Raw genomic sequence first — 24,392 nt, forward strand, 5'->3', positions numbered from 1 at the left:
ACGCCCACAAGCACGTCCATGTGGGGCTCGGTCGCGCCATCCCTGGCGCTCCACGGTCCTGACCAAGGCTACCCGCCCGGCACATCGGAACTGGGTGATATCTCCCGTTAAATCGATCTGAGCAATTCTTCCGTTTGCTTCCAGCCAATGCAGGGATCCGTTAGGGAACATCCGTAAATTAAATCGTCGCTGTCATTTTGACGCCCTTCTTCAAGAAAACTTTCCAGCATCAATCCAACAATATTTCGGTTACCCGACCGCTTCTGGAACATGACTTCCTTCGCTATCTCCAGTTGCCGCGATGATTGCTTTTGAGCGTTATCATGACTGCAATCGACCATCACCGAAGCAGAAACACCTGCGCTGGACAAGGCATCCACGGCCTCGCGGACACTCTCCGCATCGTAGTTTGTAATACCTCGCCCGCCCCGTAATACCAGGTGTGTATCGGGGTTGCCCTCGGTGGTAATCATCGCGGGTGCGCCATGACTGCCTATGCCGAACCGGTGATGGGGATGGGCCGCTGATTTCATGGCGTTGATGGCAACGCCAATGCTGCCGTCGGTGCCGTTCTTGAAACCGGTCGGCATCGGCAGACCGCTGACCATTTCACGGTGAACCTGGGACTCAGTGGTGCGGGCACCGATGGCGGTCCAACTAACGAGGTCACCAAGGTAATCCATGGCGAACGGGCTCAGGGCTTCCGTGGCCAATGGCAGGCCCATGTCTGACAGGTTCAACAGCAGGCGCCGGGAACGCAGCAAGCCTTCGTTGAGATTTCCGCTGCCAGTGCGCTCCGGGTCATAGAGCAGGCCTTTCCAGCCAACGGTGGTTCGGGGTTTTTCGAGGTAGGTACGCATCACAATCAGGAAACGGTCGCTGACATCATCCGCCAGCGCTTTGAGCTTCTCGCCATACTCCAGTGCCGCCACTTCGTCGTGGATGGAGCAGGGGCCAACGACCACCAGCGTTCTCGGGTCCTCGCCGTTGAGTATCCGGCGAACAGCATCCCGGTGCTGGCGAATCCGCGCCTGAATGTGAGCAGGAACCGGCAGGCTGGCTCGCAGTTCGGCAGGTGTCGGCAGCGGCACTTCCCGGGTTCCCGGCTCAGCCTCTGATGGCTGCTGGGTCTCGTTCAGTGTCTCGATGTTCAGCGACATGTTCATGGTCAGTGTTCCCGTTTCCCTGTGTCAGAATCAAAAAAGCCCCGGCTGGTGGCTACCAGTCGGGGCTTTTTGAGTCCGGTGGCAGCCTGGGTTTCTGCCGGGCTGCCTTCCTCGTTATTCGGTCGATGAAGATCTTATGGGCGGCCCGGGCTCTGGCTAAAATAGCCATAACCAAACCACCAAAAAAACACAGCAGCGACCGCAGCGATCGATTTTTCACCGAAAGCTTGCAGAACATTCAATTGACAGGTCGCGTGTGTCGTCTTCATGCTTTCCAATATATATCCCCGGTTTCCGGCTTTGCAACCCGTAAATTCGGTTTTTTGCAGGTATTGCGGCCCTACCAGTCCCGGAGTCACTCATGAACACAGCGATGAATTGTCGGCCCACGCTTTCTTTGTTGCTGATCCTGCTGCTTTTTTCAGGCGCTATAGCAGCGGCGCCTGAGGCCCGTACTTACCAGATGGCACAGCGCTCCGCAGCGGGTGTGGCACAACAGATCCGCGAACTTTATCCGGATGGCCAGGTGTCGATCACCGCTCGCGGACAGCAAATGGTGGTTCGTGGTGAACCAGAGGTGCTGGATGAAATCGGCAGGCTGGTGGAGACCATGGACGTCGCCCCCTCACAGATGCGCATTACGGTTCGTTCCCGACACAACGTGGATGCCAAAACCGGTGGCGGCGGGTTTTCCGTCAACAACAACCAGGTCAGCGTACAGGCAGAACGCAAGGTCACCACGACACGGCGGAATCAGGAACGCACGCTGATCGTTCAGGATGGGCAATCCGCTCATATTGCCTCTGGCCAGGTCCGCACCGTACCGATCGCCATCCGCGGGGGCCGTAATCCAGCGGCGTTTCTGGGACAGGTCGAAACCCGAAGCGGCTTCCTGGTCAGCCCGCAAGTGATTTCAGATCAGGCGGTCGAATTGAACATCGTTTCTTTTGAGGAAGACCCGAAGGGCAATCCGCCCGGCTACGACACCGAGGCGGTGATGACCATACGCCGGGTAGAACCCGGTGAATGGGTGGAACTCGGCAGCACGCGCCAACAACGAGTAGGTGAGCAGTCCGGCATCACCTACCAAACCGGGAACAGTCGCCGTCAGAATCAGACCTTCGAGGTAAAGGTTGAGGTTCTTTAAGGCCGGTCAGGCACGGCGTTTCAGCAAGACACTCTTGGCTTCGTTGATCTTTGCGGCCAGGTAATCGTTGCCGCCTCGATCGGGATGGAGCTTCTGGATCAAACGTCGATGCGCCTGCACAATCTCGTCGTCTGTGCAGTCTGGCGCAACCCCCAGAACCTCACAGGCTTCGCTGACAGACATATTTCCGGAACTGGCACTCTGTTGCCTGCGCTGATGCTGGGTGGCGGTGTCGTCATTACCAAACCCACTCTGACGGTTCTGCCCGAACAGGCGGCTGACCGTTGGGGCAAACTTCAATAAGGCTGGCAGTTTTCTCAGTAGTGGTAATAGGGCGGCCACTGCGGCGGTCAGCACATGCACCCGCCCCGTCAACACCATGAATAGAAGCACCGCGGCGCCAGCCACCAACACGACTTTCCAGGTGGCGGCCTTTTTCTTCTCCGGCGATAACGCGCCCCACTGTTTCAGCACAATAAATACGGCTGCCGCCAGTGCAATACCAAGAATCCATTGCATTCGCCAATCCTTATAGATGACCGAGTCGTAAATCTGTCATTCTTGTTTGGCAACCTAGTGAACGGGACGAGCTCCCGGACCCGCCTGGACAAGGCAGGCGAAGGCGCCTGGAGCGCAGTAATTGTACGCATTTTCACTGACAAATCAGTGACAGCAACCCTCTCGCTTGTATAGGATGCTATTCTTTACGGTTTGTTGACGAGTCCTTGCCAACACAGCCCCCGACGAGCCGGGCAACTCCATCCCTACGGGATCAGGAGCCTGCAAAGCTAACACGATTACCTGTAACGGACATACGACCCAGGACCTGAATTATGCGCACTGCCTCCCGCTTCCTGATTGTACTCATCTTTCTCGGTGTCGTGCTCGGCGGCATTTTTGGTTACAAGTTCTACCAGTTCGGCCAGATGCAGGAACAATTTTCCCAGCCACAGCCGCCGGCGAAAATTTCCGCGACCATGGCCAGCACCGAGATGTGGACACCTGAGATCAAAGCCGTTGGCAGCGTTGAAGCCATCAATGGTATTGAAGTGGCGAACGAAGTTCCCGGTGTGGTTGAGAACATCGCGTTCGAGTCAGGTGATACGGTGAAAAAAGGCGACATCCTGATCCGCCTGGACGCCGCCATTGATGAAGCCGCATTGCGCACACGCCGTGCCGAGGCACAGCTCGCGGAGCAGGAGTTCAAGCGGGTGTCCGACCTGCTTCCCAAGCGCGCCGTGTCGCAATCCCAGTACGATGAAGCCAAGGCCAATTTCGACGCAGCACGGGCAAGGGTCAATGAAGCCGAAGCCCAGTTGAGCAAGAAAATCATCCGCGCGCCTTTTGACGGCAAGCTTGGCCTCCGTCTGGTGGATCAGGGCGAATACATTGGTACCGGTACGCCGATCGTCGAAATCAACATGCTCGATCCGATCTACGTGGATTACACCCTCTCGGAAAAAGACCTGCCCATGGTGCAACAGGGCTACGACGTAGTGGCGACCGTTGCGGCCATCCCCGACAGTGATTTTGCCGGCCAGGTCAGCGCCATCAACACGTCGGTTAATCCGCAAACCCGTACCGTCCGGATTCGTGCCACGCTTGGCAACGAGGAGAACCAGCTTCGCCCGGGCATGTTCGCCACGGTCGCAACCAGGCAACCCCAGGATCAGGAGGTTGTCACCGTGCCGAGAACCGCCATTTCCTACAATACCTACGGCGATTTCGTGTTTGTTGTCGAAGAGAATGATGACGGTGAATTGGTCGTCAATCGTCGCACCGTCCAGACCGGCAACACCCGGAACAGTCGCGTTGCGGTGCTCGAAGGCCTGAAAGAAGGTGAGCAGGTCGTCGCCAAGGGCCTGCTGAGATTGAGGGCTGGCCAGCGCGTTGAAGTCCAGGAAGATGAGCAGCCGGCGGAGGCGTCCAAGTAATGCGTTTCACCGACATATTCATACAGCGCCCCGTCCTGGCGACGGTGGTCAGCCTGCTGATCCTGCTGCTCGGGGCCCGGGCAGCGATGGAGATGGAAATCCGTCAGTACCCGGAACTTGAAAGCACCACCGTCACGGTGACAACCGCCTACCCCGGCGCTGGCTCTGAGCTGGTAAAAGGGTTCATCACCACACCATTGCAGCAGGCCATCGCTGAAGCCAGTGGCATCGACTACCTCACGTCCACAAGTTCCCAGGGGCAATCCACCATTGAAGCCAAGATGGTGCTGAACTACGACGCCAACGCAGCGCTGGCCGAGATTCAGGCAAAAGTGGCCAGTCAGCGCAACGTGCTGCCCGCCGATGCGCAGGACCCGGTAATAACCTCCACAACCGGCGATTCCACCGCGCTGATGTACATCGCCTTTTACAGCGATGAGCTGGAGGTACCCCAGATCACGGACTACCTGACGCGGGTGGTGCAGCCCAAGCTGCAGGCGTTGTCCGGCGTGGGCAAGGCCGACCTGTTGGGTCGCCAGTTCGCCTTACGGGTCTGGCTGGACCCAGAGCGTCTGTCCGCTGTCGATATGACTCCTCAGGAAGTGGTGGATGTACTGCTGCGCAACAACTATCAGGCGGCGGTAGGCAACACCAAGGGCAAATACACCAAGATCAGCATGACCAGCGACACCGACGTCGGTGATCCGGAGCAGTTCAAGGATCTGGTGGTCAAGGAATCCGACGGCTCACTGATCCGCCTGCGGGACATTGCCCGCGTTGAACTGGGCTCCGAGACCTACGATCAGTTGGCCCTGTACAAGGGCCAGCCAGCAACCTACGTAGCCATTGAACTGTCACCCGGCGCTAACCCGTTGACGGTTGCAAAGCTGGTCAAAGATGAACTTCCGGGGATTGAAAGCCAACTGCCTTCCGGCATGAATGTCCGCCTGGCCTACGATGCGTCCGACTTTATCGACAGTTCGATTAAAGAGGTTATCCAGACACTGCTGGAGGCGCTGGTTATCGTTCTGGTGGTGGTCTTCATCTGCCTGGGCTCAGTCAGGGCAGCCGTGGTTCCGTCCGTGGCGGTGCCTCTGTCTCTGGTTGGCGGCGCCTTTTTCATGCTGATGATGGGCTTCTCACTGAACCTGCTGACACTGCTGTCGATGGTACTCGCCATCGGTCTTGTCGTGGACGACGCGATCATCATGGTGGAAAACGTCCACCGCCACATTGAAGAGGGCGAGTCCCGCTTCAACGCGGCCCTGAACGGTGCCCGCGAAATGGCAACGCCGATCATCGCCATGACCACAACCCTGGTGGCGGTCTATGCCCCAATCGGCTTCATGGGCGGACTGGTTGGCTCACTGTTCACCGAGTTCGCATTTACCCTGGCCGGCACCGTCGTTATTTCCGGCATCGTGGCACTGACCCTGTCGCCAATGCTGTCCGGCAAGATCCTCAAGCCCCACGGCAATCCAGGGCGGTTCGAGCAGGTCGTGGAGCGCTCCTTCGGCGGCCTGGCCAATGGGTACAAACGTGCTCTTGCGTCGTTGATGGACACCAAGTCCGTGGTGATTTTCTTCGCCATCGTGGTGCTGGGATCGATTTATTTCATGGTGGCCATGAGCCAGAACGAGCTGGCACCCACTGAAGACCAGGGCATCCTGTTCTATCAGGGGCTTGGTCCCCAGACGTCCACCCTCGACTATCTCCAGGAACACGGAGATGAGGTGCAGGAGCGTATGTCGACGGTACCCGGCTACCATGAGGATTTCATGATTCTCGGCATTACCGGGCCCAACGCCGTGTTCGGCGGCTTCAAGATGAAGCCCTGGTCCGAGCGTGACATCAGCCAGTTCGAGGTTCAGCCACAGCTTGACCAGGAACTGAAAAACGTCACCGGCCTGCAGACCGCCGTTTTCCCCAGACCTTCCCTTCCGGGTTCCGGTGGCGGCCTGCCATTCCAGTTTGTGATCACCACGGGCGAGGACTACGAGCGCCTGAATGACGTTGCCAATGACCTGCTCGGACAGGCCATGCAAAGCGGTAACTTCATGTTCCTGCAGAAATCCATCGACTTTGACCGCCCGGTTACCCGCATCAACGTCGACCGTGACCGGGTGGCGGATCTTGGGCTGTCGATGCAGGACGTTGGCCGTGCCATGTCCAGCATGCTGGGCGGTGGCTACATCAACCGCTTCAACATGCAGGGCCGCTCCTATCAGGTCATTCCCCAGGTCGACCAGGATTTCCGCCTGGACGAGCAGGCGCTCAATGACTATTACATTCGTGCCGACAGCGGCAGCCTGGTTCCGCTATCAAGCGTCATCAGCTTCCAGAAAGACGTGGAGCCGTCACAACGCACCCAGTTCAACCAGTTGAACTCATTGACCCTGCAGGGCGTTGTGACGCCGGGAGTGACAGTGGGCGATGCCATGGCCTTCATGGAGAATGCCGCCGCAGACAGTTTCCCGCAGGGTTTCTCGTTCGACTACACCGGGGAGTCGCGTCAGTTCGCGAATCAGGGTAGCGCATTGGTGGTTACCTTCTTCCTGTCATTGCTGGTGATCTACCTGGTGCTGGCAGCCCAGTTCGAAAGCTGGCGCGACCCGTTCATCATCCTTGTATCAGTACCGATGTCGGTGGCTGGGGCCATGGCCTTCATTGTGCTCGGCTTTGCCACCATGAACATCTACACGCAGGTGGGCCTGATCACCCTCATCGGTGTTGTGTCCAAGAACGGGATACTGATCGTGGAGTTTGCCAACCAGCTGCAGGTGGACAAGGGCCTGAACAAGCGCGAGGCAGTCGTGGAAGCGGCGGCCATCCGTCTGCGCCCGATCGTCATGACCTCCCTGGCGCTGATCTTCGCCATGGTTCCACTGTTGATTGCAGTAGGCCCGGGCGCGGAAAGCCGGTTCGCCATCGGCCTGACCATCAGTGCAGGCCTGGGCATCGGTACGCTGTTCACCATTTTCGTGTTGCCCGCGTTCTACATCCTCCTGGGCCGTGACCACCACGGCTCCACGGCGGATGACGACGCAAATGGCAGCACTGGGAATACGGCTCACGCCCAGTGACCCTCGGAACGCTCTTCTGGCTGTTTGTAGCCGGCTTCGCCACCTGGTACTGGTGGCGGGCCAAGGCCATCAAGGACTTTGTGCTTCAGGCAGCCAGGAACTACTGTAAGAAAATGGATGTGATGCTGCTGGACGACGCCGTGTACCTGCGTGGCGTATGGTTCAAGCGTGACGACAACGGCCGTACCCGGGTGTGGCGCCGCTTCCTGTTTGAATTCACATCAACCGGAGAGGAACGCTACCTCGGCAGAATCATCATGCTCGGCCCTCGCATCATCCATATGGAGCTGGACCCCCACCGTTTCGGCCCGGACCTCTAACCTCCGGGCACATCCCCCCGTCGACGCGACAGATCACCTCCCCCAAATGGGCGATTCTTACTCCCGCCCCAATCGCAAATAATCCTCCACGCATTGGCGACAATAAGCGGCCCTCACAGGGTGTGCTTTCTCACAAAAACAACAGGAGTCAACCATGCGTAAACTCATCACTTTCGCGGTGATCATGAGCTGTGCCGTGCTTGCAGCACCCACACTCAGCCATGCCAGCTATACCAAAACAAAGCATCCCATCGTTCTGGTCCACGGTGTGACCGGTTTCAACACCATCGGTGGCTTGATCAATTACTTCCACAACGTTCCCTGGAACCTTGAGCGCAGCGGCGCCCGGGTATATTCCGCCAGTGTGTCCTTTGTGAACAGCAGCGAGCAGCGTGGCCAGCAACTCGCCAATTACATCAACGGGCTTGGGCATTCGAAGGTCAACATCATGGCCCACAGCCAGGGCGCGCCCACCTCCCGCGTGACCGCCTCGCTTATTCCCCACAAAGTTGCCTCGGTAACATCTATCAATGGCGTCAACAAAGGCTCAAAAGTCGCGGACGTCGCGCGGGGAATCATTCCACCCGGCAGCTATGTCGAAGGTGGAGCCGGCGCCATTGCCAACGCGCTTGGCGATCTGGTCAACGCACTGTCTGGCTCCAACAACCCACAGGATGGTATTGCCGCTCTGGAAACCCTGACCACACCGGGCACCACGCAGTTGAACAACGCCCTCGGCTGGAAAGGGGTGAACCGGTGGTCATGCGCGGGCACCAATGAAGACGTGTGGATCAACGGCAACCGGATCAAGTTCTTCTCCTGGACCGGCACATCGGTCTGGACCAACTGGACCGACATCACCGACCCGTTCCTGGGTGTTACCTCGCTGGCTTTCGGCAACGAGCCCAATGATGGCTTGGTCGGCGAATGTTCCACCAAGATGGGCAACGTCATCGGCACCCACTACGACATGAACCACGTAGACGCCATCAATCACCTGTTCGGCGCTCGTTCGTGGCGGACCAATCCGGTCTCGCTCTATCGCAGCCATGCCAACCGCCTGAAAAATCGCGGGCTGTAACCCTCGCGCTTTCGAGTCTGAACCGTCGCCGGGCGCCCCGCTGATGCGTGCCCGGCGACGACAGTTGCCAAGGCAGGATAATGGGTATGAACAATAGCGACAGACTGAACAAGAAGGCTTTACTTCCCCTGATCATGACCGTTCCGGTGGTGTTTGCCTGTGTGTGGTTCCTGTTGGCGGACGAGCCACGCGGTGAAGCAATAACAAAGGCGGCGAGCACTCCCGCCACGACCTCAGAACAACCAGAACCCGGTATTACCGAGGCGCCACTTGCCGTTGGCGAGGATACGCCCATCCCCTACCAGACACCCGATAGCCTGGGAGACCAACCGTTTGCCAGCTCCCTCGCGGGTACCAATATCGACGGCAACTTACGGGCCGACGCCAACGGCGAATTGATCGTTGATCTGGAAACCCGCGACTTCTTCGACTACTTCCTGAACACCATTGGTGAGGTATCAGCCGAGCAGGCACTGGACCAGATCAGAACCCTGGCCCAACAGAGCCTGCCGGAAAGCGCCGCCCGCGAAGCCATGGCCCTGCTCAACCGGTACCTGGCGTACAAGGATGCCTCACTGGCACTTGGGAACCAGGGCCTTGACCCCGCCCGGCAGCACGACCCCGCCTACCAGTTGGAAATGCTCAAGGGTGCATTGGCCGACATGAAACAGCTGCGCCGGCGCATGTTCTCCGCCGACACTCACGAGGCCTTTTTCGGGCTGGAGGAGGCCTACGGCGACTATACGCTCGCCACCCTTGATATCCAGCAGCGCACCGACCTGTCCGCCGAAGCAAAAAACACACTGGCTGAATGGCATCGACAGCAGCTTCCTGAGGTCATCCGCCGCACCGAAACCCGCATGATTGAGGAAAGCGGGGACCACCGGGCAAGACAACAGGCGTTATCCGACGCCGACTCACCGTCCGAGGCCGGACGCAGACTCCGGGAACTGGGCGTTGATGATGCCCAGGCCAGAGAAGTGGTCGCCTACATGGAGGAACGGGAGCAGTTCGACAGCCAATACCAGCAGTTCCAGCAGGCACTGGCGAGTCTGGACAACTCAGGGTTGGCGGAAGAGGACAGGACGACCCAGGAGAACCGGTTACTGAAACAGCACTTTGATACCGAACAGACCCGCACCTGGGCCCGACTGCGGGTATTGGAGTCACAATCACCATAGTGTGCTCCAATGCCATTCCTGACTATCTGGCCGGCGTAAACTGGAGGTAACGACAACGACAACCGGACAGTCCTCGATGAATTTTTCCCAGCTTCGGGATCAACGGGCCAACGGGTTTCGACGGCTGCGGTTTGAGCCTGCGCTGGAAGCCCACTATCGCAAAGCCAGGGACGAAGGCATACGGTCACGCGCACGGCTGGTCTCCGCCAGTGCGCTGACGCTGTTCCTGGTATATACCCTGTTGGATTCCCTGATGCTGCCCGCGGCCATCGCACGGGATACCATCGCAGTTCGGCTTATGGTCACCTGCCCGGTCATCATCGGCGTGTGGTGGCTGTCCTATCGAGACATTCGCGACGATCATTTCGTTAAGATCTATGCGCTCGCCTATCTGGTTGGCGGCCTCAGTGTGGTGGGCATTATTGGGCTTGCACGCCTGGAGAACCACCCACTGCCCTATGAAGGCATCCTGCTGATGCTGATGTTTGGCTACTTCGTGATGGGCATCCCGTTTCGCACGGTTTCCGGCGCCTCCCTGCTGGTCATCATTGCCTATCTTTGGGTGGAGTACGCCACCGGTTCAGAGGCTCACCAACTCATGATTAACGGGTTTTTCATAGGCACTGCCAACATCATCGGGATGGTAGGGTCCTGGCTCAGTGAACACCGTCAGAGAGCCCACTTTTTGGATCGCCAGATGCTCAACGCCTCCAAACAACAGGCCGAACAGGAGAATCACCGCAAGACCCGACTTATTACTGTCGCCAGCCACGACCTTCGTCAACCCCTGAATGTCATCAGCCTGATTCTGGAAAACCTCACCGCTGACGGTCTGCCAGGTGAACAGCAGTCGCTGGTGTCGCGACTGAAATCCTCGGTCACCCATTTCAACAACCTGCTGGCCTCGGTTCTGGATATCTCCCGCATCCAGGAGGGCATGATCTCCCCTGAGCCCACCAGGCTTTGTACGTGGCAGGTCATACGGCAGGTATCTGAAACGTTTAGCGAGCAGGTACAACGCCCGGGCGCGCAGCTAGTCATCCATAAACCCGCCACCGGCAGTGGGGTGTTTGCCGACCCGCAGTTGCTGCACCGCGTGCTCCAGAACCTGGTAACGAATGCCCTGGAACATAGCGACGCCACCCGCATTGATCTTCGAGCCCATCAGGACAACGGAAAGCTGTGCTTCGAGGTACAGGATGATGGCCGGGGCATCGATGACGGCAGCCTCAAGCAGATCTTCACTCCCTTTTTTCGCAACAGTCAGCGCCAGCGTAGTTGCCCCGGCCTGGGGCTCGGGCTGGCCATTGTCCATGAGCTGACGGGCATGATGGAGGGACATTGCAACGTCAGTTCATCGCCAGGGCAAGGCGCCTGTTTCCGGGTTTTCCTGCCGGCAACGCCCGCACCACAGACAACAGAGTCCGTTTCCGGAGCGGCTGTTCCACCTTCCGCTCACTCACCCTCACTGGTGGTTGTGGAGGATCACGATGAGGCTCGTCACTGGACCTGCGAAACCCTGGCGTCCTGGGGCTACAGCGTGAGAGGCGTTGCCAGCGCGGAACAGGCAATCACCCGTTGGGGCGCATCGTCCAACGCTATTCTGGTCAGTGACGTCCACCTCCCGGAAATGTCTGGCGATGCCCTCTACGATCGGCTTTTCGCTCGCAAGTCGGTCCGCGGTGGCATCCTGATGACGGCTGATACAACGATTCCCCAGGGCTACGACTCTGAACGCCGACTCTGGGTACTGCACAAACCGCTGATACCCATGAGACTGCGAGCCGCGATTACCCAACTGGATCGTCTTGCTGACTGATCGCGTCAGAGCAGTCCCAGCGCTCTTGCCTCGGCGACACATTCGGTCCGGTTGTGAACACCTAAATGGGTGAAAATCGCTTTCAGGTGAGTCTTCACCGTGTGCTCGGTGAGGTCGAGGGCCTGGCAAATCCGCTTGTTGGGAAGCCCATCCGCCAAGAGTGTAAGAACCTCCAGTTGGCGCGGGGTCAGGTGCTCCGGGCTCAGGGAAGGAAACGGCAACGACGGATAGAACAACTGGCCGATGCTGACCCGCTGGACCATTCGAAGCAGCGAGCGGCGGCCAGCAGACTTGGGCAGAAACCCCACGGCGCCCGCAGAGCGTGCCGCTCGTACTGAGGCCTCGTCCTCGCGGCTGGAGATGACCACCACGGCAATCGGCAGCCCGATCTGTTCAAGCTCGGAAAACAACGACAGGCCCGCCTCCCCTTGCAATGTCAGGTCCAGCAGGACAAGAGAGGTTTCCGGCCGCGAACGGAGATCGTCCACCGCGTCCGCGACCGAGGCTACCGTTGCAACCTCCCGGGCGAGCTGCTCCTGCTCAAGAATCGCCGTAATTCCAAACAGGAAAAATGGATGATCATCCACGATCAGCACGCGGGCCAGGGGAAGGCAGTCTCCGGATGACAGTAGCGCACAGTCGGCGTTTTCAGCCGTTCTGGTGTCCATGGGTTTCTCCGCAAAATGGCTGTTATTGTTACTGCGGTGCGGAATACTATACGGATGAAAACCGGAATCGACCGTTCGCTGTTTAACAGTTTTGATGCATGCCCCTTCCACCACCTGTGCAGGTGCAGGGTGTAATCGCTATACTGGCGCCACGACACTTTCTCATCTGCTTGGATCAAGGCACTGATGTCTGGACGTTTTCTGGCACTTCTACTCGCTGTGCTCATTCCCGTTATTGCCCATGCCGACCGCCCCACAATGACGGTTGTCACGTCGATCTATCCGCCTTACCAATACCTGGATAACGGTGAGGTGAAGGGTACCCACACGGAAACCCTTCGCCAGGTCCTGACGAGGATGGGCTATGACCCCGTTTTCCGGCTTGTACCCTGGGCCCGGGCGGAAGCGAGCGCTCGTGCTGGAACCGCCGACCTGATCTACTCCCTGACATACTCGCCAAGCCGCGCCCGCCACTACTACTTCACCAACCCCATCAGCGAGGCCCGGGATGTATTTTTCAGCCTTTCCGACCGGGGCCTTCAGTGGCAGGAGCTGGATGATCTCGCCGGCCTGAGGATTGGGCTATCCGCGTCCTACAGTTATGCCCCCGAGTTCATGGAATGGCTGGTCGCCGGCAACGCCCGGGTTGTTCAGATCAGCCAGGAATCCCCGGAACTCACGGGGCTGAAAATGATTGCCTTTGGCCGTATCGACCTGTTCATCTGCGAGGAAACCGTCTGCCGGTATCTGATCGACAAACACATCGCCGACCGTCCGGAGCTGGCAAATGTATCCGCAATGCCACAAACCGTTGGCGAAGTGCGGGGGTTTCGGGCGGCATTCTCCCGCCAGCATCCGAAGGGGGAGGCGCTCCGCGACGAATTCAACAAGGTGCTGGCCGAGCTGAAAACCCGCAATTCCGACTAGCGTCTGCGGCAATCACCTATCTGCGAAACCACACAGGCGCATAAAGGTTTCCTATACTGCGGGCTGTACCCCTCAACCAACAGACCGGGACCATGGACATCCAGACTGATCACCGCTACGCCATCAACCTGAACGTCAGAGGCATCCAGCCCTCCGCCACCCTCCGAATCAACGAACTCAGTAATCAGCTTCGCGCCGAAGGCCGGGACATTATCAAGCTGGGGCTCGGCCAGTCGCCATTTCCGGTGCCCGACCGTGTGGTCGATGCCCTGCGCGAGCATGCCCATGAAAAGGACTACCTTCCGGTGAAGGGCCTTAAGGCCCTGCGGGAATCGATTTCGGGCTACATCAACCGCAGTGAGCGCATGCGCTGCACCTGGGAAGACGTACTGATTGGCCCCGGCTCCAAGGAGCTGCTGTTCATGCTGCAGCTCGCCTACTATGGCGACTTGCTGATCCCGCGCCCAAGCTGGGTATCCTACGCGCCGCAGGCACGCATTATCGGCCGCTCAGTACACTGGTTGCCAACACACGCGGAAAACAACTGGCAGCTGACCGCGGAAGAGTTGGACATCATCTGCCGCGACGACCCGTCACGACCACGTATCCTGATCATGAACTATCCGTCCAACCCAACGGGCTGTACCTACACAGACGACCAGTTGCTGGCTATCGCCAACGTCGCTCGCAAGTACAAACTGATCCTGCTGTCGGACGAAATATACGGCGAAGTGCACTTTGAGGGACGGCACAAGTCCATCGCCCGCTATTACCCGGAAGGCACCATTATCAGCACTGGCCTGAGCAAGTGGGCTGGCGCGGGTGGCTGGCGCCTCGGCACGTTTATTTTTCCGCCCGAGCTGCGCCCTTTGCAGGACGCCATGGCGATCATCGCCAGCGAAACCTACACCGCAACCAGCGCTCCGATCCAACATGCGGCCATTGCTGCGTTTAATGGTGGCGAAGACCTGGATGAGTACCTGAAGCAGTCACGCCGGGTGCTCAAGGTAGTAGGCGAATACCTCCATCGCCGCCTGACGGATATGGGGGCCGTGGTGCAAAAGCCCGAGGGTGCGTTCTACCTGTTCCCGGACTTTTCCAACTTCCGCGAAGCACTGGCCCGTCGCGACATCAAAACCAGTCAGGCTCTGTGTCAGTCGCTACTGGAAAATACCGGTGTGGCCATCCTGCCGGCCAGTGATTTCGGCTTTGTCCCGGACCACCTTGCCGCACGTCTCGCGTTTGTGGACTTTGACGGTGCTGAGGCTCTGGCGCTGGCCGGAAAAGAGTACGGTGAACAGGAACTGAGTGACGATTTCGTCAAACAGGCCTGTCCGCGACTGGTGACAGCCATGGACAAGATGGAGCAGTGGCTCACCGGCCTGTAACAGGGTCATGATAGACTGGCGCCCTCATTTCAGATCGGAGGGCGCCATCATGTCTAACCCGGAAGCCATTACCGCCATTGCGGAATTCGCCGAAGAGCTGGCCCTGAAGGCCGGTGAGTTGATCAAGCACGAACGAGAACAGAACACCCTTCGTACCGATTACAAACAGCAGTCGGAGCTGGTCACCCACGCCGACGTAATGGCCGACGAGATGATCACCGGCGCCATTCGCGAGCGCTTCCCCGACCATCGCATCCTCTCCGAAGAAACCATGCCGGACTTGAGCCAGGCCGAACACCTGGACACTCCGCTGTGGATCATCGACCCCATCGACGGCACTGTGAATTACGCCTACGGCCACCCCCAGGTGGCAGTCTCCATCGCCTATGCGGAAAAGGGGCGGGTGCAGGCAGGCGTGGTACACGCTCCGTTTTCTGGTGAAACCTTCCGTGCCAAGCGGGGCATCGGTGCCACCCTGAATGGCAACCCCATCAAACACAGTGGGGCGACACGGCCAAGGGAATCATTGTTCGCGACCGGCTTCCCCTACACCAAGGACAGCCTTGAACCCCTGATAAGTCGGTTGGAAGCGATGATTCATCAATGCCGGGATCTGCGCCGTATCGGTTCTGCGGCGCTGGACATCTGCTGGGTGGCCTGCGGGCGGTTGGACATCTACTACGAGAACGTCAGCCCATGGGACTTTGCCGCTGCACGGTTGATTGCGCTGGAGGCGGGTGCGACGGCGGGACATTTCAGTGAGGTGCCGGAGGGTTATCCGGCGGACCTGTGGGGGCGGGATATCCTGATATCAGCCCCGGCGGTCTGGGAGTCGGTTCGTGACATCCTGCGCAAGGCGTCGGGCTACGATTGAACGCCCCAGACCGCTTCTGAAACCAGGCCCCAGGCCTCTTCAAAGTCGTTGGAGGGTAATCGGGAAAAGGAGGAACGGACATAGCGCTGAACCCGGCCCTCCATAAACACCAGTACAAAGTCCGCGCCTCGAGCTGAACTGGTTCTCGGGCGCAAACCCTGGCGAATCTCGCCTTCTTTGAGTGCCTGGCGTACCTGGGTTTCCAGGCGCTCGAAGAACTGCGACGCTCGCTTGCGCAGGGCTTCGTTCTCCCCCATCAGGGCATCACCGGTCAGCACCGTGCAAAGCCCCGGATTGCGCTCGGCAAACACCAGCACCAGATGCACGAGTTGCTGTAGCCGAACCCGAACATCCTCCTGTTCCTGCAGGATGACCTGGCAACGGGAAAACACCGCCTCCTCGGCAAACTCGATCAGCGCCTCGAACATTTTCCGTTTACTGGGGAAATGGCGATACAAGGCCGCCTCGGTGACACCCACCGACTTGGCCAGGCCAGCAGTGGTAATTCGTGCTCCCGGATCTTTCTCCAGAAGCTCCACGAGGGCATGAAGAATCGCTTCACGGCGACTGATTTTTTGTTCTGTCATAACAGGACTACAGCGCTCTGTTTATCTACGGAATTTGGGTGCAGGCGGGCGCATCCATTCGGGACCGTAAAAAACAGGGATGTTTTTTACGAGCCTACAGGGACGTATTCACGGCGTGTCCCGAATGGATGCGCCCGCCTGTACTGGCACCATCAGTTGAAATTCTGGACCTGATCAGAAGAAAGTACCATCAAGGGGCGACGATGCGCTGGCATAAAGCTTCTTCGGCATACGCCCCGCCAGATAGGCATCGCGGCCAGATTCAATAGCCAGGCGCATTGCCTTGGCCATGCGGATCGGGTCCTGGGCCTGGGCGATGGCGGTGTTCATCAGCACGCCATCGCAACCCAACTCCATTGCCAGGGTTGCATCAGAAGCAGTACCTACACCGGCATCCACCAACACCGGTACATTGGCGTTCTCGACGATCAGGCGGATGTTGTAGCGGTTCTGGATACCCAGGCCGGAACCAATTGGTGCGCCCAGCGGCATGATGGCGATACAGCCCATTTCCTCAAGACGCTTGGCCAGCAACGGGTCGTCCGAGCAATACACCATCACCTTGAAGCCATCGCGGATCAGTTCCTCTGCGGCCACCAGGGTTTCGGTCATGTTCGGGTACAGGGTTTTTTCCTCACCCAGCACTTCCAGCTTGACCAGGTCATGGCCATCCAGCAGCTCCCGTGCGAGCTTGCAGGTACGCACGGCATCTTTTGCGGTGTAACAGCCAGCGGTGTTAGGCAGCATGGTGTAGCGCTCAGGGGATACCACGTCCAACAAACTCGGTTCATCCGGGTTCTGGCCCAGATTGGTACGGCGCACGGCAAAGGTGACAATCTCCGCACCGCTGGCTTCAATCGCATGGCCGGTTTCAGCCATGTCCCGATACTTACCTGTGCCTACCAGCAACCGGGACTGGTATACCCGACCGGCGATTTCAAGCGGCTTGTCTTCGGGAAGCGGTCTTTCAGAACTGTCACTCATGCTTTACACCTGAACTCATTAAAAGAATCGTGGAAAAGGAATGGCAAGGCGGTTATTAACCGCCGCCAATAGCGTGAACCACCTCTACCCTGTCGCCATCGCTGAGGCTGAAGGTGGCGTGCTGGCTGCGGGGAACAATATCTTCGTTGACTTCCACAGCGAATCGCTTGCCAACCAATGCCATCCGCTCTATCAATACCGCGACAGTGACTTCTTCGGGAAGCTCCATGGCGTCACCGTTGACCTGTACCTGCATAACGTTACCTGCCTTAAACATCTGTCTCTAACGCCTGAATCCCGCCATCAGAACCAATATCCAGCCCACCATAAAGCCGATTCCTCCAACCGGCGTAACCGGCCCCATCCAGCGAAGGTCCGTTAGCACCAGGAGGTACAGGCTGCCACTGAACAACAGGATTCCAGCAACAAAAAAGCCGGCCGCAACGCCGAGCAAACGCCGCGACAGACCCGCAACCGGGAGTATCGCGACAAGAATTAACGCCAATGAGTGGTATATCTGATATGTGACGGCAGTCTGGAAAACTTCAAGCCCCCGCTCGTCAATTACACCACGCAACCCGTGTGCACCAAAGGCTCCTGCCATCACCGCTAACAGGGCAAACAGCGCGCCCAACACCAGTGCCGGGCGCAGGGGTTCTATCTGTCTAGCAGTCACAATGGATCTTTTCCCCGGTATCAAGATTCATCAGGGTAAGCTTTCCACCCCAGACACAACCGGTATCCAGCCCGAAATAACGGGTGCTTTCAGTCTGGCCTTCCAGTGCTGCCCAATGTCCGAACACCACACGCACATCATCCTGGCGAGGGAAGCGAAACCAGGGTGCATAGCCATCCGGCGCCGACGCGGCCGACTCTTTGGCGGCGAGTTCCAGGGTGCCATCCTCGGCAATAAACCGCATACGGGTGAAATAGTTGGTAATGACCCGCCACCGATCCATACCACTGAGGTCCGGGTGCCAGCGTTCAGGCCAGTTCCCGTACATATCTGCAAAGTAGCTTTCGGCCTCGGGCCCGCGAATCACCGCTTCCACTTCCCGGCTGTAGCCGACCGCTTCTTCCACAGACCAGATGTGTGGCAGCCCGGCATGGACCATCACCAGATTGCGGTCTTCATCATGAACACAGAGATTCTGCTGCCGGAGCCAATCGAAAAGCCGTTGGTGATCCGGCGCTTCGAGTATATCGGCGAGCGTGTCCTTGTTCCTCAGAGCATGGCCACCCATGGCCACCGCCAGCAGGTGCAGGTCGTGATTGCCCAGCACCACCACTGCAGAGCTACCCAGGCTTTCAACGTAGCGCAGGGTTTCCAGCGAAGACGGGCCGCGGTTGATCAGGTCGCCGGCCACCCAGAGCCGATCCCGCGACGGTGAGAAATCCACCTTGGCGAGCACATCCAGGAGACGTTCATAGCAGCCCTGGATATCGCCAATGGCGTAATCAGTCATGACTTACCTCATCAGCACCGAAATTTTCAGGTTTACTGTCGGCCAACAAATCGGCAATCGCAACATACTCTGCCAGGCCAAGGTTTTCCGGGCGCAGGCCATCGTTGATGCCAACGCTGTTGAGTTGATCCACGGAAACCATGCCGGCCAGCGCCTTTCGGAGGGTTTTTCGCCGGGCACTGAAGGCGGTGCGCACCACCGCCTGCAGCAGCTTATAATCCTTTGCCGGATGCGGCAGCGTCTTATGGGGCACCAGCCGAACGATGGCGGAATCCACTTTCGGCGCTGGCCGGAAAGCGCCTGGGCCGACTTCAAACAACGGCTGCACCCGGCAGAAATACTGGGTCATGATCCCCAACCGGCCGTAGTTGTTGTCTCCGGGCACCGCCGCCATTCGTTGAACCACTTCCTTCTGCAGCATGAAATGCATGTCCTGCACCACGCCGGAATGCCCCAGCAAGTGGAAAATCAATGGCGTGGAAATATTGTACGGCAGGTTGCCGATGATCCTCAGGGGCTTGTCGGCAACCAGTTCGCCGAAATCAAACTTCAACGCATCCGCTTCATGAATGCGGAAGTTGGGGTAATTGAAGAATTTGGTCCTGAGCACCGGAATCAGGTCCCGATCCAACTCCACCACCTGGAGGTTCGAGTTAACGGCAAGCATTTCCTCGGTGAGAGCGCCCAGGCCAGGCCCGATTTCCACAAGGGCATCGTCCGGCTTGGGATGGATAGCGCGAATAATGCGTTCAATCACGCCGGGGTCGTGAAGAAAGTTCTGACCGAAGCGTTTCCGGGCCTGATGGCCGTGTTTGCTACTCACTCGATAGGATCTCTTTCGCTGAAGTTGCCATTCGTTCACCCACCCGGATTGCCGTTTCCAGGCTGCCGGCATCTGCCCTGCCCGTGCCGGCCAGATCAAGGGCGGTGCCGTGGTCGACGGAGGTCCGCACAATGGGCAGGCCCAGGGTGATATTGACCGCCCGGCCGAAGCCCTGGAATTTGAGAACCGGCAAGCCCTGGTCATGGTACATGGCCAGTACCGCGTCGGCGTTATCGAGCCAATGAGGGGTAAACAGGGTGTCCGCCGGCAATGGGCCAGTCAGGTCGATGCCTTCCCGGCGCAGCTTGTCCAGGGTCGGCTCGATGACGTCGATTTCTTCCCGCCCCAGATGTCCGCCTTCACCAGCGTGGGGGTTAAGCCCTGCAACCAGGATTCTGGGATGCTGAAGGCCGAAGAACTTGCGCAGGTCATTGTCCAGAATACGGGTGACCTGGGCCAGGCGCTCGGCCGTAATCGCCGCAGAGACGTCCTTCAGGGGCAAATGGGTGGTCACCAGTGCCACTCTTAACTCGTCCGTGGCCAGCATCATCACCACACGCTCAACACCACAGAGCTCCTGCAGGAACTCCGTGTGGCCACTAAAGGCGATGCCGGCGTTGTTGATAACGCCCTTGTGAACCGGTGCCGTCACCATCCCATCGAACGTACCATCAAGGCAGCCCTGGGCGGCTACTCGCAGGGTTTCCAGAACATAGGCGCTATTCGCCGGATCCAGCTGGCCGGCCGTAGTGGACGCCAATCCATCAACGGAAAGCACGGAGAGCCGGCCCGGTTCAGCAGTGGCTGGTGCTCCCGGCGCCCAGTCTTCCAGCTCTACATTCAACCCAAGCAGTCGGGCCCTCGCCTCCAGCAGAGGTTTGCTGGCCACCACCACAATGCCGGGCCCGCGTTTTTTCAGGGCCAGTTGCAAGCAAAGCTCCGGGCCAATGCCCGCAGGTTCGCCCGCTGTCAGTGCGAGGATGACCGGCTGTGTCATGATTCGCTGTCAGCTCCGTAGCCGCTCTTGAACTCAATAAACGCCTCGTCGCGGATCTCCCGCAGCCAGTTCTGCAGTTCGGTATCAAACTTGCGGCGGTAGATGGCCTGCCGCGCCTCGGATTCCCGTACATCACTGCTGATGTCCTGCTGACGACGGTCCTGCACCTGCAGAATGTGCCAGCCAAACTGGGAGCGGAACGGACCCTTGAGCTCGCCCACATCCGCTTCCATCATCGCCTGCTCGAACTCCGGCACCATCTGTCCGGGGCTGACCCATCCGAGGTTACCACCGTCAGAGCCGGAAACCGGGTCATCAGAGTGCTCCCGGGCGATGACGGCGAAATCGGCGCCATTATCGATTTGCTGATAGAGATCGCGAATGGTTGCTTCCGCCTGGGCTTCCGACACGGTTTCCGAGGTGCGTACCAGGATGTGACGGACTTTCGACTGCTCGATGAACTGTGCTTTATCACCGCCGCGGCGATCCATCACCATCACCAGGTGGAAGCCACTGCTGTTCCTGAGTACCGGGGAGACGGTTCCGGTTTCAAGATCCGGGACCACATCGGCCACCAGTGACGGCAGTTGGTTCTCGGCACGCCATCCCATGTTGCCACCGTCGAGGGCATTGCTGGCATCGGATTCAGCAACGGCAACAGAGCGGAAGTCCCGCCCCTCGGCAATTTCTTCACGCAGTTGCTCCACCTTTTCGCGGGCAGCGCTGACCTCGTCCTCGTCATTGAAATCGTTCACCTCAATGAGAATATGGGCAAGCTCATACTCTGCATTGCTACGGCCCTGACCCTCCATTGCCGCAAGGTAGTTCTCAACTTCCCGATCCGTAACCCGCACGCGATTGCCAACCTGGCGCTGCTGTACCCGGCTGGTAATCATCTCGTTGCGAATCTGCTCACGGGCCTCGCGATAGGTGACGCCTTCCTGGACCAGTTGTTGCTCGAACTGGGCCAGCGTCATATTGTTGCGCTGGGCGATGGATGCCAGGGTTTCATTGAGCTCGTTGTCGCTGATGCGCATTCCGGCCCTGTCCGCCATCTGTAACTGGATGGACTCGCTGATCAACTGCTCCAGAACCCGTTCTTCCAGAATATCCCTTGGGGGCAATCCGGTGCCCTGAGCGCGCAGCCGCCCGGTGATGGTGTTGATCCGTGCCTCGAGCTCGGACTGAAGAATAACGTCGTCGTTGACGACTGCCACCACCTGATCAAGCAGTTTACGGTCCGCCTGTACGGTTGCGGATACCATCACAACCATCAGTGCCAGCATCATTTGTGCGCAATGGCGAAGGTTCGCCTTCATAGTCACCTCTAGTATGGAAGAATACTGCCTGTCACCCCGGCATCCCGAGCCTGACTGTCAGGCATCAGCGATCACCGAAACGGCGACGTTCCCTTTCGTCAAAGCCATAGATGGCTTCGGAAATCTGGCTGGACGATCCGCCGCTCCCGCCCAGTCCCTTGAGCTGGATCTGAAACAGCATGCGACTCTCAAGCTGTTCATCGTCCGTCAGGTAATTCTGGTGCACCAGCTGCACACTCCAGCAACAGTTATTGTATTCCAGCCCGGCCAGTGAACCGACCGTACGATCAAGCTCGGAATCGTAGACCCAGCGGCCGATCAGACTAACACGGTCTGTGACAGGAAAAACGCCCCCGATATCCGACTGCTCGAATTCGTCTCGCCGGTAACTGTGCCCCAGGCTGGCCAGATAACGGTAATCATCGGAGTGGAAAATCAGCTGACTGCGACCTTCCTGCGTCTTACTGGTGTCTGGCTCCCACAGGCCGGAGGTTCGAATTTCCAGGCCGTCCACCGGTCGCAAAACCATTTCACCGGCCAGCGGGGAGTCACTGGCGTCAGAGGCCCCCTCCCCATCGAGCGTCACTTCCCGGTCATCGTAATAGTGAACCTGGCCAATGCTGAAGCGGGCACGTTCAGCGCCAGTGAGCAGATCATTGAAGCGGCTGGTTAGTGCCACGGTCAATTGATTGCTATCACCTACCCGATCACCGCCGCTGAAACGATTGCGTTGGAACAACTGGTCGAAGCTGAACGAGCGAATGGCGGTGTCGAAATCCGGAATGAACGATTGGTCAGCATCGGCATCAGCCCAGGCGTAGTAAAGCCGGGGCTCCAGGCTCTGGTTATAGGGAATATCGAACAGGCTGGACTGGCGATCAAAATACAGGCCGGAATCCCACTCCGCGACCGGAACGGTACGATCAAAGCCAGGGTCCCGTGTGGTGTAGTCCTCCAGCTCATAGCGTGTGTAATCGACACTGACGGAAGGTCTGGCATAGCCCCAGAGCGCCCGCATGGGCAATGCCAGCTCGGGTATGGCGCGAAAGCGCTGGCCGTTGGCCCGGTCGAGCCCCGTCAGGTCATCATTATCGCGGTAGAAATACGTGTACTGGCTTTCCAGATTCAGTTCCGCCGGCCCCGCATCCACGGTGGCGCCGTACAATACTTCTGGTAACTGCGAGTAGGGAATGTTCTCGTCGGCAATGAAATCGCTGAGGGTCTGGTAGCCGTTGAGATAGGTTTCGAAATACTGGGAGGAATCCCGATAGCGGATACCACCCCGGCGACGCAGATGGGTTGCGCGATTGATCTCCAGGTTGCGGTTGAGATCACTGAGGTAGTCGTCGTCGCTAACCACGGAATAATCCCCGTAGCCGGTCCAGCCGTATCCGAATCTCGCCTGGGTACTGAAATCAAGCCCCCAGCGTTCACCCCCTTGCGAGGGAAACTCCTCCTCGTACTCGGTGTCGTTGCCCGCGTAGCCTAGCTGAAGCACCGATTCCCCAAGACTGCTGAGGTAACGCCCCTCCGCCTCGGTAAACAATCCACGCCCATGTATGTACTGGGGCGTCAGCGTCGCGTCGTAGTGTGGCGCCAGGTTGAGGTAGTAGGGAACCGACAGGAAAGCGCCGCTACCCGCGTTGGAGGTACCAAAAGACGGATAGAGAAAGCCTGTCTTGCGGCGATCGTCAATGGGGAAACTGGCATAGGGCCAGTAGAACACCGGGATATCACTGATCTCAAGGCGTACGTGCTTTGCGGTGCCCACACCTTCGCCCTGGTCCAGGTGGATGTCGGACGCCACGATGGACCAATCGTTGTTGTCCGGGGCGCAGGTGGTCAGAGAGCCGCCACGAATTCGTACCTGGTCTTCCGCCGTGCGGGAAAGCTGAGTGGCCGAACCCCGCATTTCCGGGCCATGCAGGAGAAAGGTCGCGGTATTGATGTCCACCCGGCCGCTGTTGACGTCGTAGTCCGCACGTTCTCCGGTCAGCAGGAAGCCGTCACCGCGGCTGGTCAGCGGCCCCTCTATGGCCACCGCACCGGTTGCCTGGTTGTAGCGGGCCTCGGAGCCCGTCACCTGGAATCCCGGCTGCTGCAGACGAACGTCTCCCCGCAGAAACAGTTCGTTGTCGAGTTCATACCGCGCATTGAGCCCACTGGCCTGTAGGGGCGCCTGGCCATGTTTCGCTGCTGGCTCTCCAGCGCCGCCTTTAACCGTCCCCGGCACTGCGGAAGGCAAATAGCCGCCCTCGCAGAAGTCCGGCAGGGAACGACGGACATCCTCCGGCAAGTCAGACTTCGGCCGCCAGTCAATCTCGGCAGCCGAAGGGGCGGCTTCCTGGGCATAAACCACCGGCATTGGTGCCAACATTGTGCAACCCGTAGCGGACGCGAACAGCAACCCGAGACGGTGCCGCATGCGGGGCGTTGGCATTCGCAGCTTCCTTGTTGGGGCTGGCACGGTGAGCGGGTTCCTGTCCAGAATGGATTCGCGGCTGTCGGAGACACTTAACAGCGGCCTAGTTTACACGGCGCCCTTTGCCTTGTTAACGGAAACCGGCCTTTGTTAACGGAAACCGACCATTGCTGCAAAACCGTTTTACCGCCTCTATACTGATCTGC

The 24,392-nt window shown here is 58.7% G+C and carries 22 protein-coding genes; 10 read left to right on the plus strand and 12 right to left on the minus strand.

All coding sequences use genetic code 11. The features are described 5' to 3' along the window. Positions 1–107 precede the first annotated feature (107 nt). Entirely contained in the window at positions 108–1,166 is a 1,059-nt protein-coding gene (locus B3M52_RS14075; protein WP_036211023.1) for a 3-deoxy-7-phosphoheptulonate synthase, read from the minus strand. Between the two features lie 361 nt (positions 1,167–1,527). On the opposite strand from B3M52_RS14075, the gene B3M52_RS14080 reads away from it, so the two are divergent. Next, positions 1,528–2,313 carry a secretin N-terminal domain-containing protein gene (locus tag B3M52_RS14080; RefSeq protein ID WP_036211020.1) on the plus strand — a complete coding sequence of 262 codons (786 nt, stop codon included), beginning with the start codon at positions 1,528–1,530 and terminating at the stop codon, positions 2,311–2,313. A 6-nt stretch (positions 2,314–2,319) separates the two neighbouring features. Here the strand turns inward: B3M52_RS14080 and B3M52_RS14085 are convergent, their stop codons facing one another. After that, on the minus strand, positions 2,320–2,832 hold the full coding sequence (locus tag B3M52_RS14085) for a DnaJ domain-containing protein (protein WP_075194239.1): 513 nt from the start codon (positions 2,830–2,832) through the stop codon (positions 2,320–2,322). Between the two features lie 314 nt (positions 2,833–3,146). On the opposite strand from B3M52_RS14085, the gene B3M52_RS14090 reads away from it, so the two are divergent. The 6 genes from B3M52_RS14090 (at position 3,147) to B3M52_RS14115 (ending at position 11,731) form a co-directional block, all read left to right on the plus strand. Further along, complete coding sequence (locus B3M52_RS14090) at positions 3,147–4,247, plus strand: efflux RND transporter periplasmic adaptor subunit (RefSeq protein ID WP_036211014.1); 1,101 nt, start codon at positions 3,147–3,149, stop codon at positions 4,245–4,247. Then, a complete protein-coding gene (locus B3M52_RS14095) occupies positions 4,247–7,330 on the plus strand; it encodes an efflux RND transporter permease subunit (protein WP_075194238.1) in 3,084 nt (1,027 codons plus the stop codon). The genes B3M52_RS14090 and B3M52_RS14095 overlap by 1 nt, the downstream gene beginning before the upstream one ends. Continuing rightward, a complete protein-coding gene (locus tag B3M52_RS14100; protein WP_007155520.1) occupies positions 7,327–7,650 on the plus strand; it encodes a DUF3301 domain-containing protein in 324 nt (107 codons plus the stop codon). The genes B3M52_RS14095 and B3M52_RS14100 overlap by 4 nt, the downstream gene beginning before the upstream one ends. A 154-nt stretch (positions 7,651–7,804) precedes the next feature. Then, complete coding sequence (locus B3M52_RS14105; protein WP_036211008.1) at positions 7,805–8,731, plus strand: esterase/lipase family protein; 927 nt, start codon at positions 7,805–7,807, stop codon at positions 8,729–8,731. 86 nt (positions 8,732–8,817) lie between these two features. Further along, positions 8,818–9,912: a lipase secretion chaperone gene (locus B3M52_RS14110; protein WP_075194237.1), complete on the plus strand. Its 1,095-nt coding sequence runs from the start codon at positions 8,818–8,820 to the stop codon at positions 9,910–9,912. 76 nt (positions 9,913–9,988) lie between these two features. Then, the gene (locus tag B3M52_RS14115) at positions 9,989–11,731 is read left to right on the plus strand and encodes a hybrid sensor histidine kinase/response regulator (protein WP_075194236.1); all 1,743 of its coding nucleotides are present in this window, start codon (positions 9,989–9,991) and stop codon (positions 11,729–11,731) included. 5 nt (positions 11,732–11,736) lie between these two features. Here B3M52_RS14115 and B3M52_RS14120 read toward each other — a convergent pair whose 3' ends face one another. After that, entirely contained in the window at positions 11,737–12,399 is a 663-nt protein-coding gene (locus tag B3M52_RS14120; RefSeq protein WP_083637116.1) for a response regulator, read from the minus strand. Positions 12,400–12,585: 186 nt separating this feature from the next. On the opposite strand from B3M52_RS14120, the gene B3M52_RS14125 reads away from it, so the two are divergent. The 3 genes from B3M52_RS14125 to B3M52_RS14135 all read left to right on the plus strand — a co-directional run bounded on the left by B3M52_RS14125 (position 12,586) and on the right by B3M52_RS14135 (position 15,588). Next, complete coding sequence (locus B3M52_RS14125; protein ID WP_075194235.1) at positions 12,586–13,326, plus strand: substrate-binding periplasmic protein; 741 nt, start codon at positions 12,586–12,588, stop codon at positions 13,324–13,326. 92 nt (positions 13,327–13,418) lie between these two features. Next, a complete protein-coding gene (locus B3M52_RS14130) occupies positions 13,419–14,714 on the plus strand; it encodes a pyridoxal phosphate-dependent aminotransferase (protein ID WP_036210999.1) in 1,296 nt (431 codons plus the stop codon). 49 nt (positions 14,715–14,763) lie between these two features. Next, on the plus strand, positions 14,764–15,588 hold the full coding sequence (locus B3M52_RS14135) for an inositol monophosphatase family protein (RefSeq protein WP_041336399.1): 825 nt from the start codon (positions 14,764–14,766) through the stop codon (positions 15,586–15,588). Here the strand turns inward: B3M52_RS14135 and slmA are convergent. From slmA to B3M52_RS14180, 9 genes are all read right to left on the minus strand, one after another. Further along, positions 15,579–16,175: a nucleoid occlusion factor SlmA gene (slmA, locus tag B3M52_RS14140; protein ID WP_075194234.1), complete on the minus strand. Its 597-nt coding sequence runs from the start codon at positions 16,173–16,175 to the stop codon at positions 15,579–15,581. The genes B3M52_RS14135 and slmA overlap by 10 nt on opposite strands. A gap of 174 nt (positions 16,176–16,349) precedes the next feature. Beyond that, positions 16,350–17,159, minus strand: coding sequence for a thiazole synthase (locus B3M52_RS14145; RefSeq protein ID WP_036210990.1), 810 nt, complete (start codon positions 17,157–17,159; stop codon positions 16,350–16,352). Positions 17,160–17,214: 55 nt separating this feature from the next. Beyond that, a complete protein-coding gene (gene thiS / locus B3M52_RS14150) occupies positions 17,215–17,415 on the minus strand; it encodes a sulfur carrier protein ThiS (protein WP_075194233.1) in 201 nt (66 codons plus the stop codon). A 27-nt stretch (positions 17,416–17,442) separates the two neighbouring features. Continuing rightward, positions 17,443–17,763, minus strand: coding sequence for a DUF423 domain-containing protein (locus B3M52_RS14155; RefSeq protein WP_226910030.1), 321 nt, complete (start codon positions 17,761–17,763; stop codon positions 17,443–17,445). A gap of 61 nt (positions 17,764–17,824) precedes the next feature. Next, positions 17,825–18,625, minus strand: a complete 801-nt coding sequence (locus B3M52_RS14160) for a symmetrical bis(5'-nucleosyl)-tetraphosphatase (RefSeq protein ID WP_036210987.1) — start codon at positions 18,623–18,625, stop codon at positions 17,825–17,827. Then, positions 18,618–19,448, minus strand: a complete 831-nt coding sequence (gene rsmA, locus B3M52_RS14165) for a 16S rRNA (adenine(1518)-N(6)/adenine(1519)-N(6))-dimethyltransferase RsmA (RefSeq protein ID WP_036210985.1) — start codon at positions 19,446–19,448, stop codon at positions 18,618–18,620. The genes B3M52_RS14160 and rsmA overlap by 8 nt, the downstream gene beginning before the upstream one ends. Next, positions 19,441–20,445, minus strand: coding sequence for a 4-hydroxythreonine-4-phosphate dehydrogenase PdxA (pdxA, locus tag B3M52_RS14170; RefSeq protein WP_075194232.1), 1,005 nt, complete (start codon positions 20,443–20,445; stop codon positions 19,441–19,443). Before pdxA ends, rsmA begins: the two co-directional genes overlap by 8 nt. Next, a complete protein-coding gene (locus B3M52_RS14175) occupies positions 20,442–21,764 on the minus strand; it encodes a peptidylprolyl isomerase (RefSeq protein WP_036210979.1) in 1,323 nt (440 codons plus the stop codon). Before B3M52_RS14175 ends, pdxA begins: the two co-directional genes overlap by 4 nt. 64 nt (positions 21,765–21,828) lie before the next feature. Continuing rightward, entirely contained in the window at positions 21,829–24,129 is a 2,301-nt protein-coding gene (locus tag B3M52_RS14180) for an LPS-assembly protein LptD (RefSeq protein ID WP_075194470.1), read from the minus strand. Positions 24,130–24,392 lie beyond the last annotated feature (263 nt).

The organism is Marinobacter sp. UBA2688 (genome assembly GCF_002352785.1).
Taxonomy (GTDB): Bacteria; Pseudomonadota; Gammaproteobacteria; order Pseudomonadales; family Oleiphilaceae; genus Marinobacter; species Marinobacter salarius.

Coding starts and splice junctions, on each gene's coding strand:
- B3M52_RS14075 (WP_036211023.1), bottom strand. CDS start 1,166: ATGAACATGTCGCTGAACATCGAGACACTGAACGAGACCCAGCAGCCA.
- B3M52_RS14080 (WP_036211020.1), top strand. CDS start 1,528: ATGAACACAGCGATGAATTGTCGGCCCACGCTTTCTTTGTTGCTGATC.
- B3M52_RS14085 (WP_075194239.1), bottom strand. CDS start 2,832: ATGCAATGGATTCTTGGTATTGCACTGGCGGCAGCCGTATTTATTGTG.
- B3M52_RS14090 (WP_036211014.1), top strand. CDS start 3,147: ATGCGCACTGCCTCCCGCTTCCTGATTGTACTCATCTTTCTCGGTGTC.
- B3M52_RS14095 (WP_075194238.1), top strand. CDS start 4,247: ATGCGTTTCACCGACATATTCATACAGCGCCCCGTCCTGGCGACGGTG.
- B3M52_RS14105 (WP_036211008.1), top strand. CDS start 7,805: ATGCGTAAACTCATCACTTTCGCGGTGATCATGAGCTGTGCCGTGCTT.
- B3M52_RS14110 (WP_075194237.1), top strand. CDS start 8,818: ATGAACAATAGCGACAGACTGAACAAGAAGGCTTTACTTCCCCTGATC.
- B3M52_RS14115 (WP_075194236.1), top strand. CDS start 9,989: ATGAATTTTTCCCAGCTTCGGGATCAACGGGCCAACGGGTTTCGACGG.
- B3M52_RS14120 (WP_083637116.1), bottom strand. CDS start 12,399: ATGGACACCAGAACGGCTGAAAACGCCGACTGTGCGCTACTGTCATCC.
- B3M52_RS14125 (WP_075194235.1), top strand. CDS start 12,586: ATGTCTGGACGTTTTCTGGCACTTCTACTCGCTGTGCTCATTCCCGTT.
- B3M52_RS14130 (WP_036210999.1), top strand. CDS start 13,419: ATGGACATCCAGACTGATCACCGCTACGCCATCAACCTGAACGTCAGA.
- B3M52_RS14135 (WP_041336399.1), top strand. CDS start 14,764: ATGTCTAACCCGGAAGCCATTACCGCCATTGCGGAATTCGCCGAAGAG.
- slmA (WP_075194234.1), bottom strand. CDS start 16,175: ATGACAGAACAAAAAATCAGTCGCCGTGAAGCGATTCTTCATGCCCTC.
- B3M52_RS14145 (WP_036210990.1), bottom strand. CDS start 17,159: ATGAGTGACAGTTCTGAAAGACCGCTTCCCGAAGACAAGCCGCTTGAA.
- thiS (WP_075194233.1), bottom strand. CDS start 17,415: ATGCAGGTACAGGTCAACGGTGACGCCATGGAGCTTCCCGAAGAAGTC.
- B3M52_RS14155 (WP_226910030.1), bottom strand. CDS start 17,763: ATGGCAGGAGCCTTTGGTGCACACGGGTTGCGTGGTGTAATTGACGAG.
- B3M52_RS14160 (WP_036210987.1), bottom strand. CDS start 18,625: ATGACTGATTACGCCATTGGCGATATCCAGGGCTGCTATGAACGTCTC.
- pdxA (WP_075194232.1), bottom strand. CDS start 20,445: ATGACACAGCCGGTCATCCTCGCACTGACAGCGGGCGAACCTGCGGGC.
- B3M52_RS14175 (WP_036210979.1), bottom strand. CDS start 21,764: ATGAAGGCGAACCTTCGCCATTGCGCACAAATGATGCTGGCACTGATG.
- B3M52_RS14180 (WP_075194470.1), bottom strand. CDS start 24,129: ATGCCGGTGGTTTATGCCCAGGAAGCCGCCCCTTCGGCTGCCGAGATT.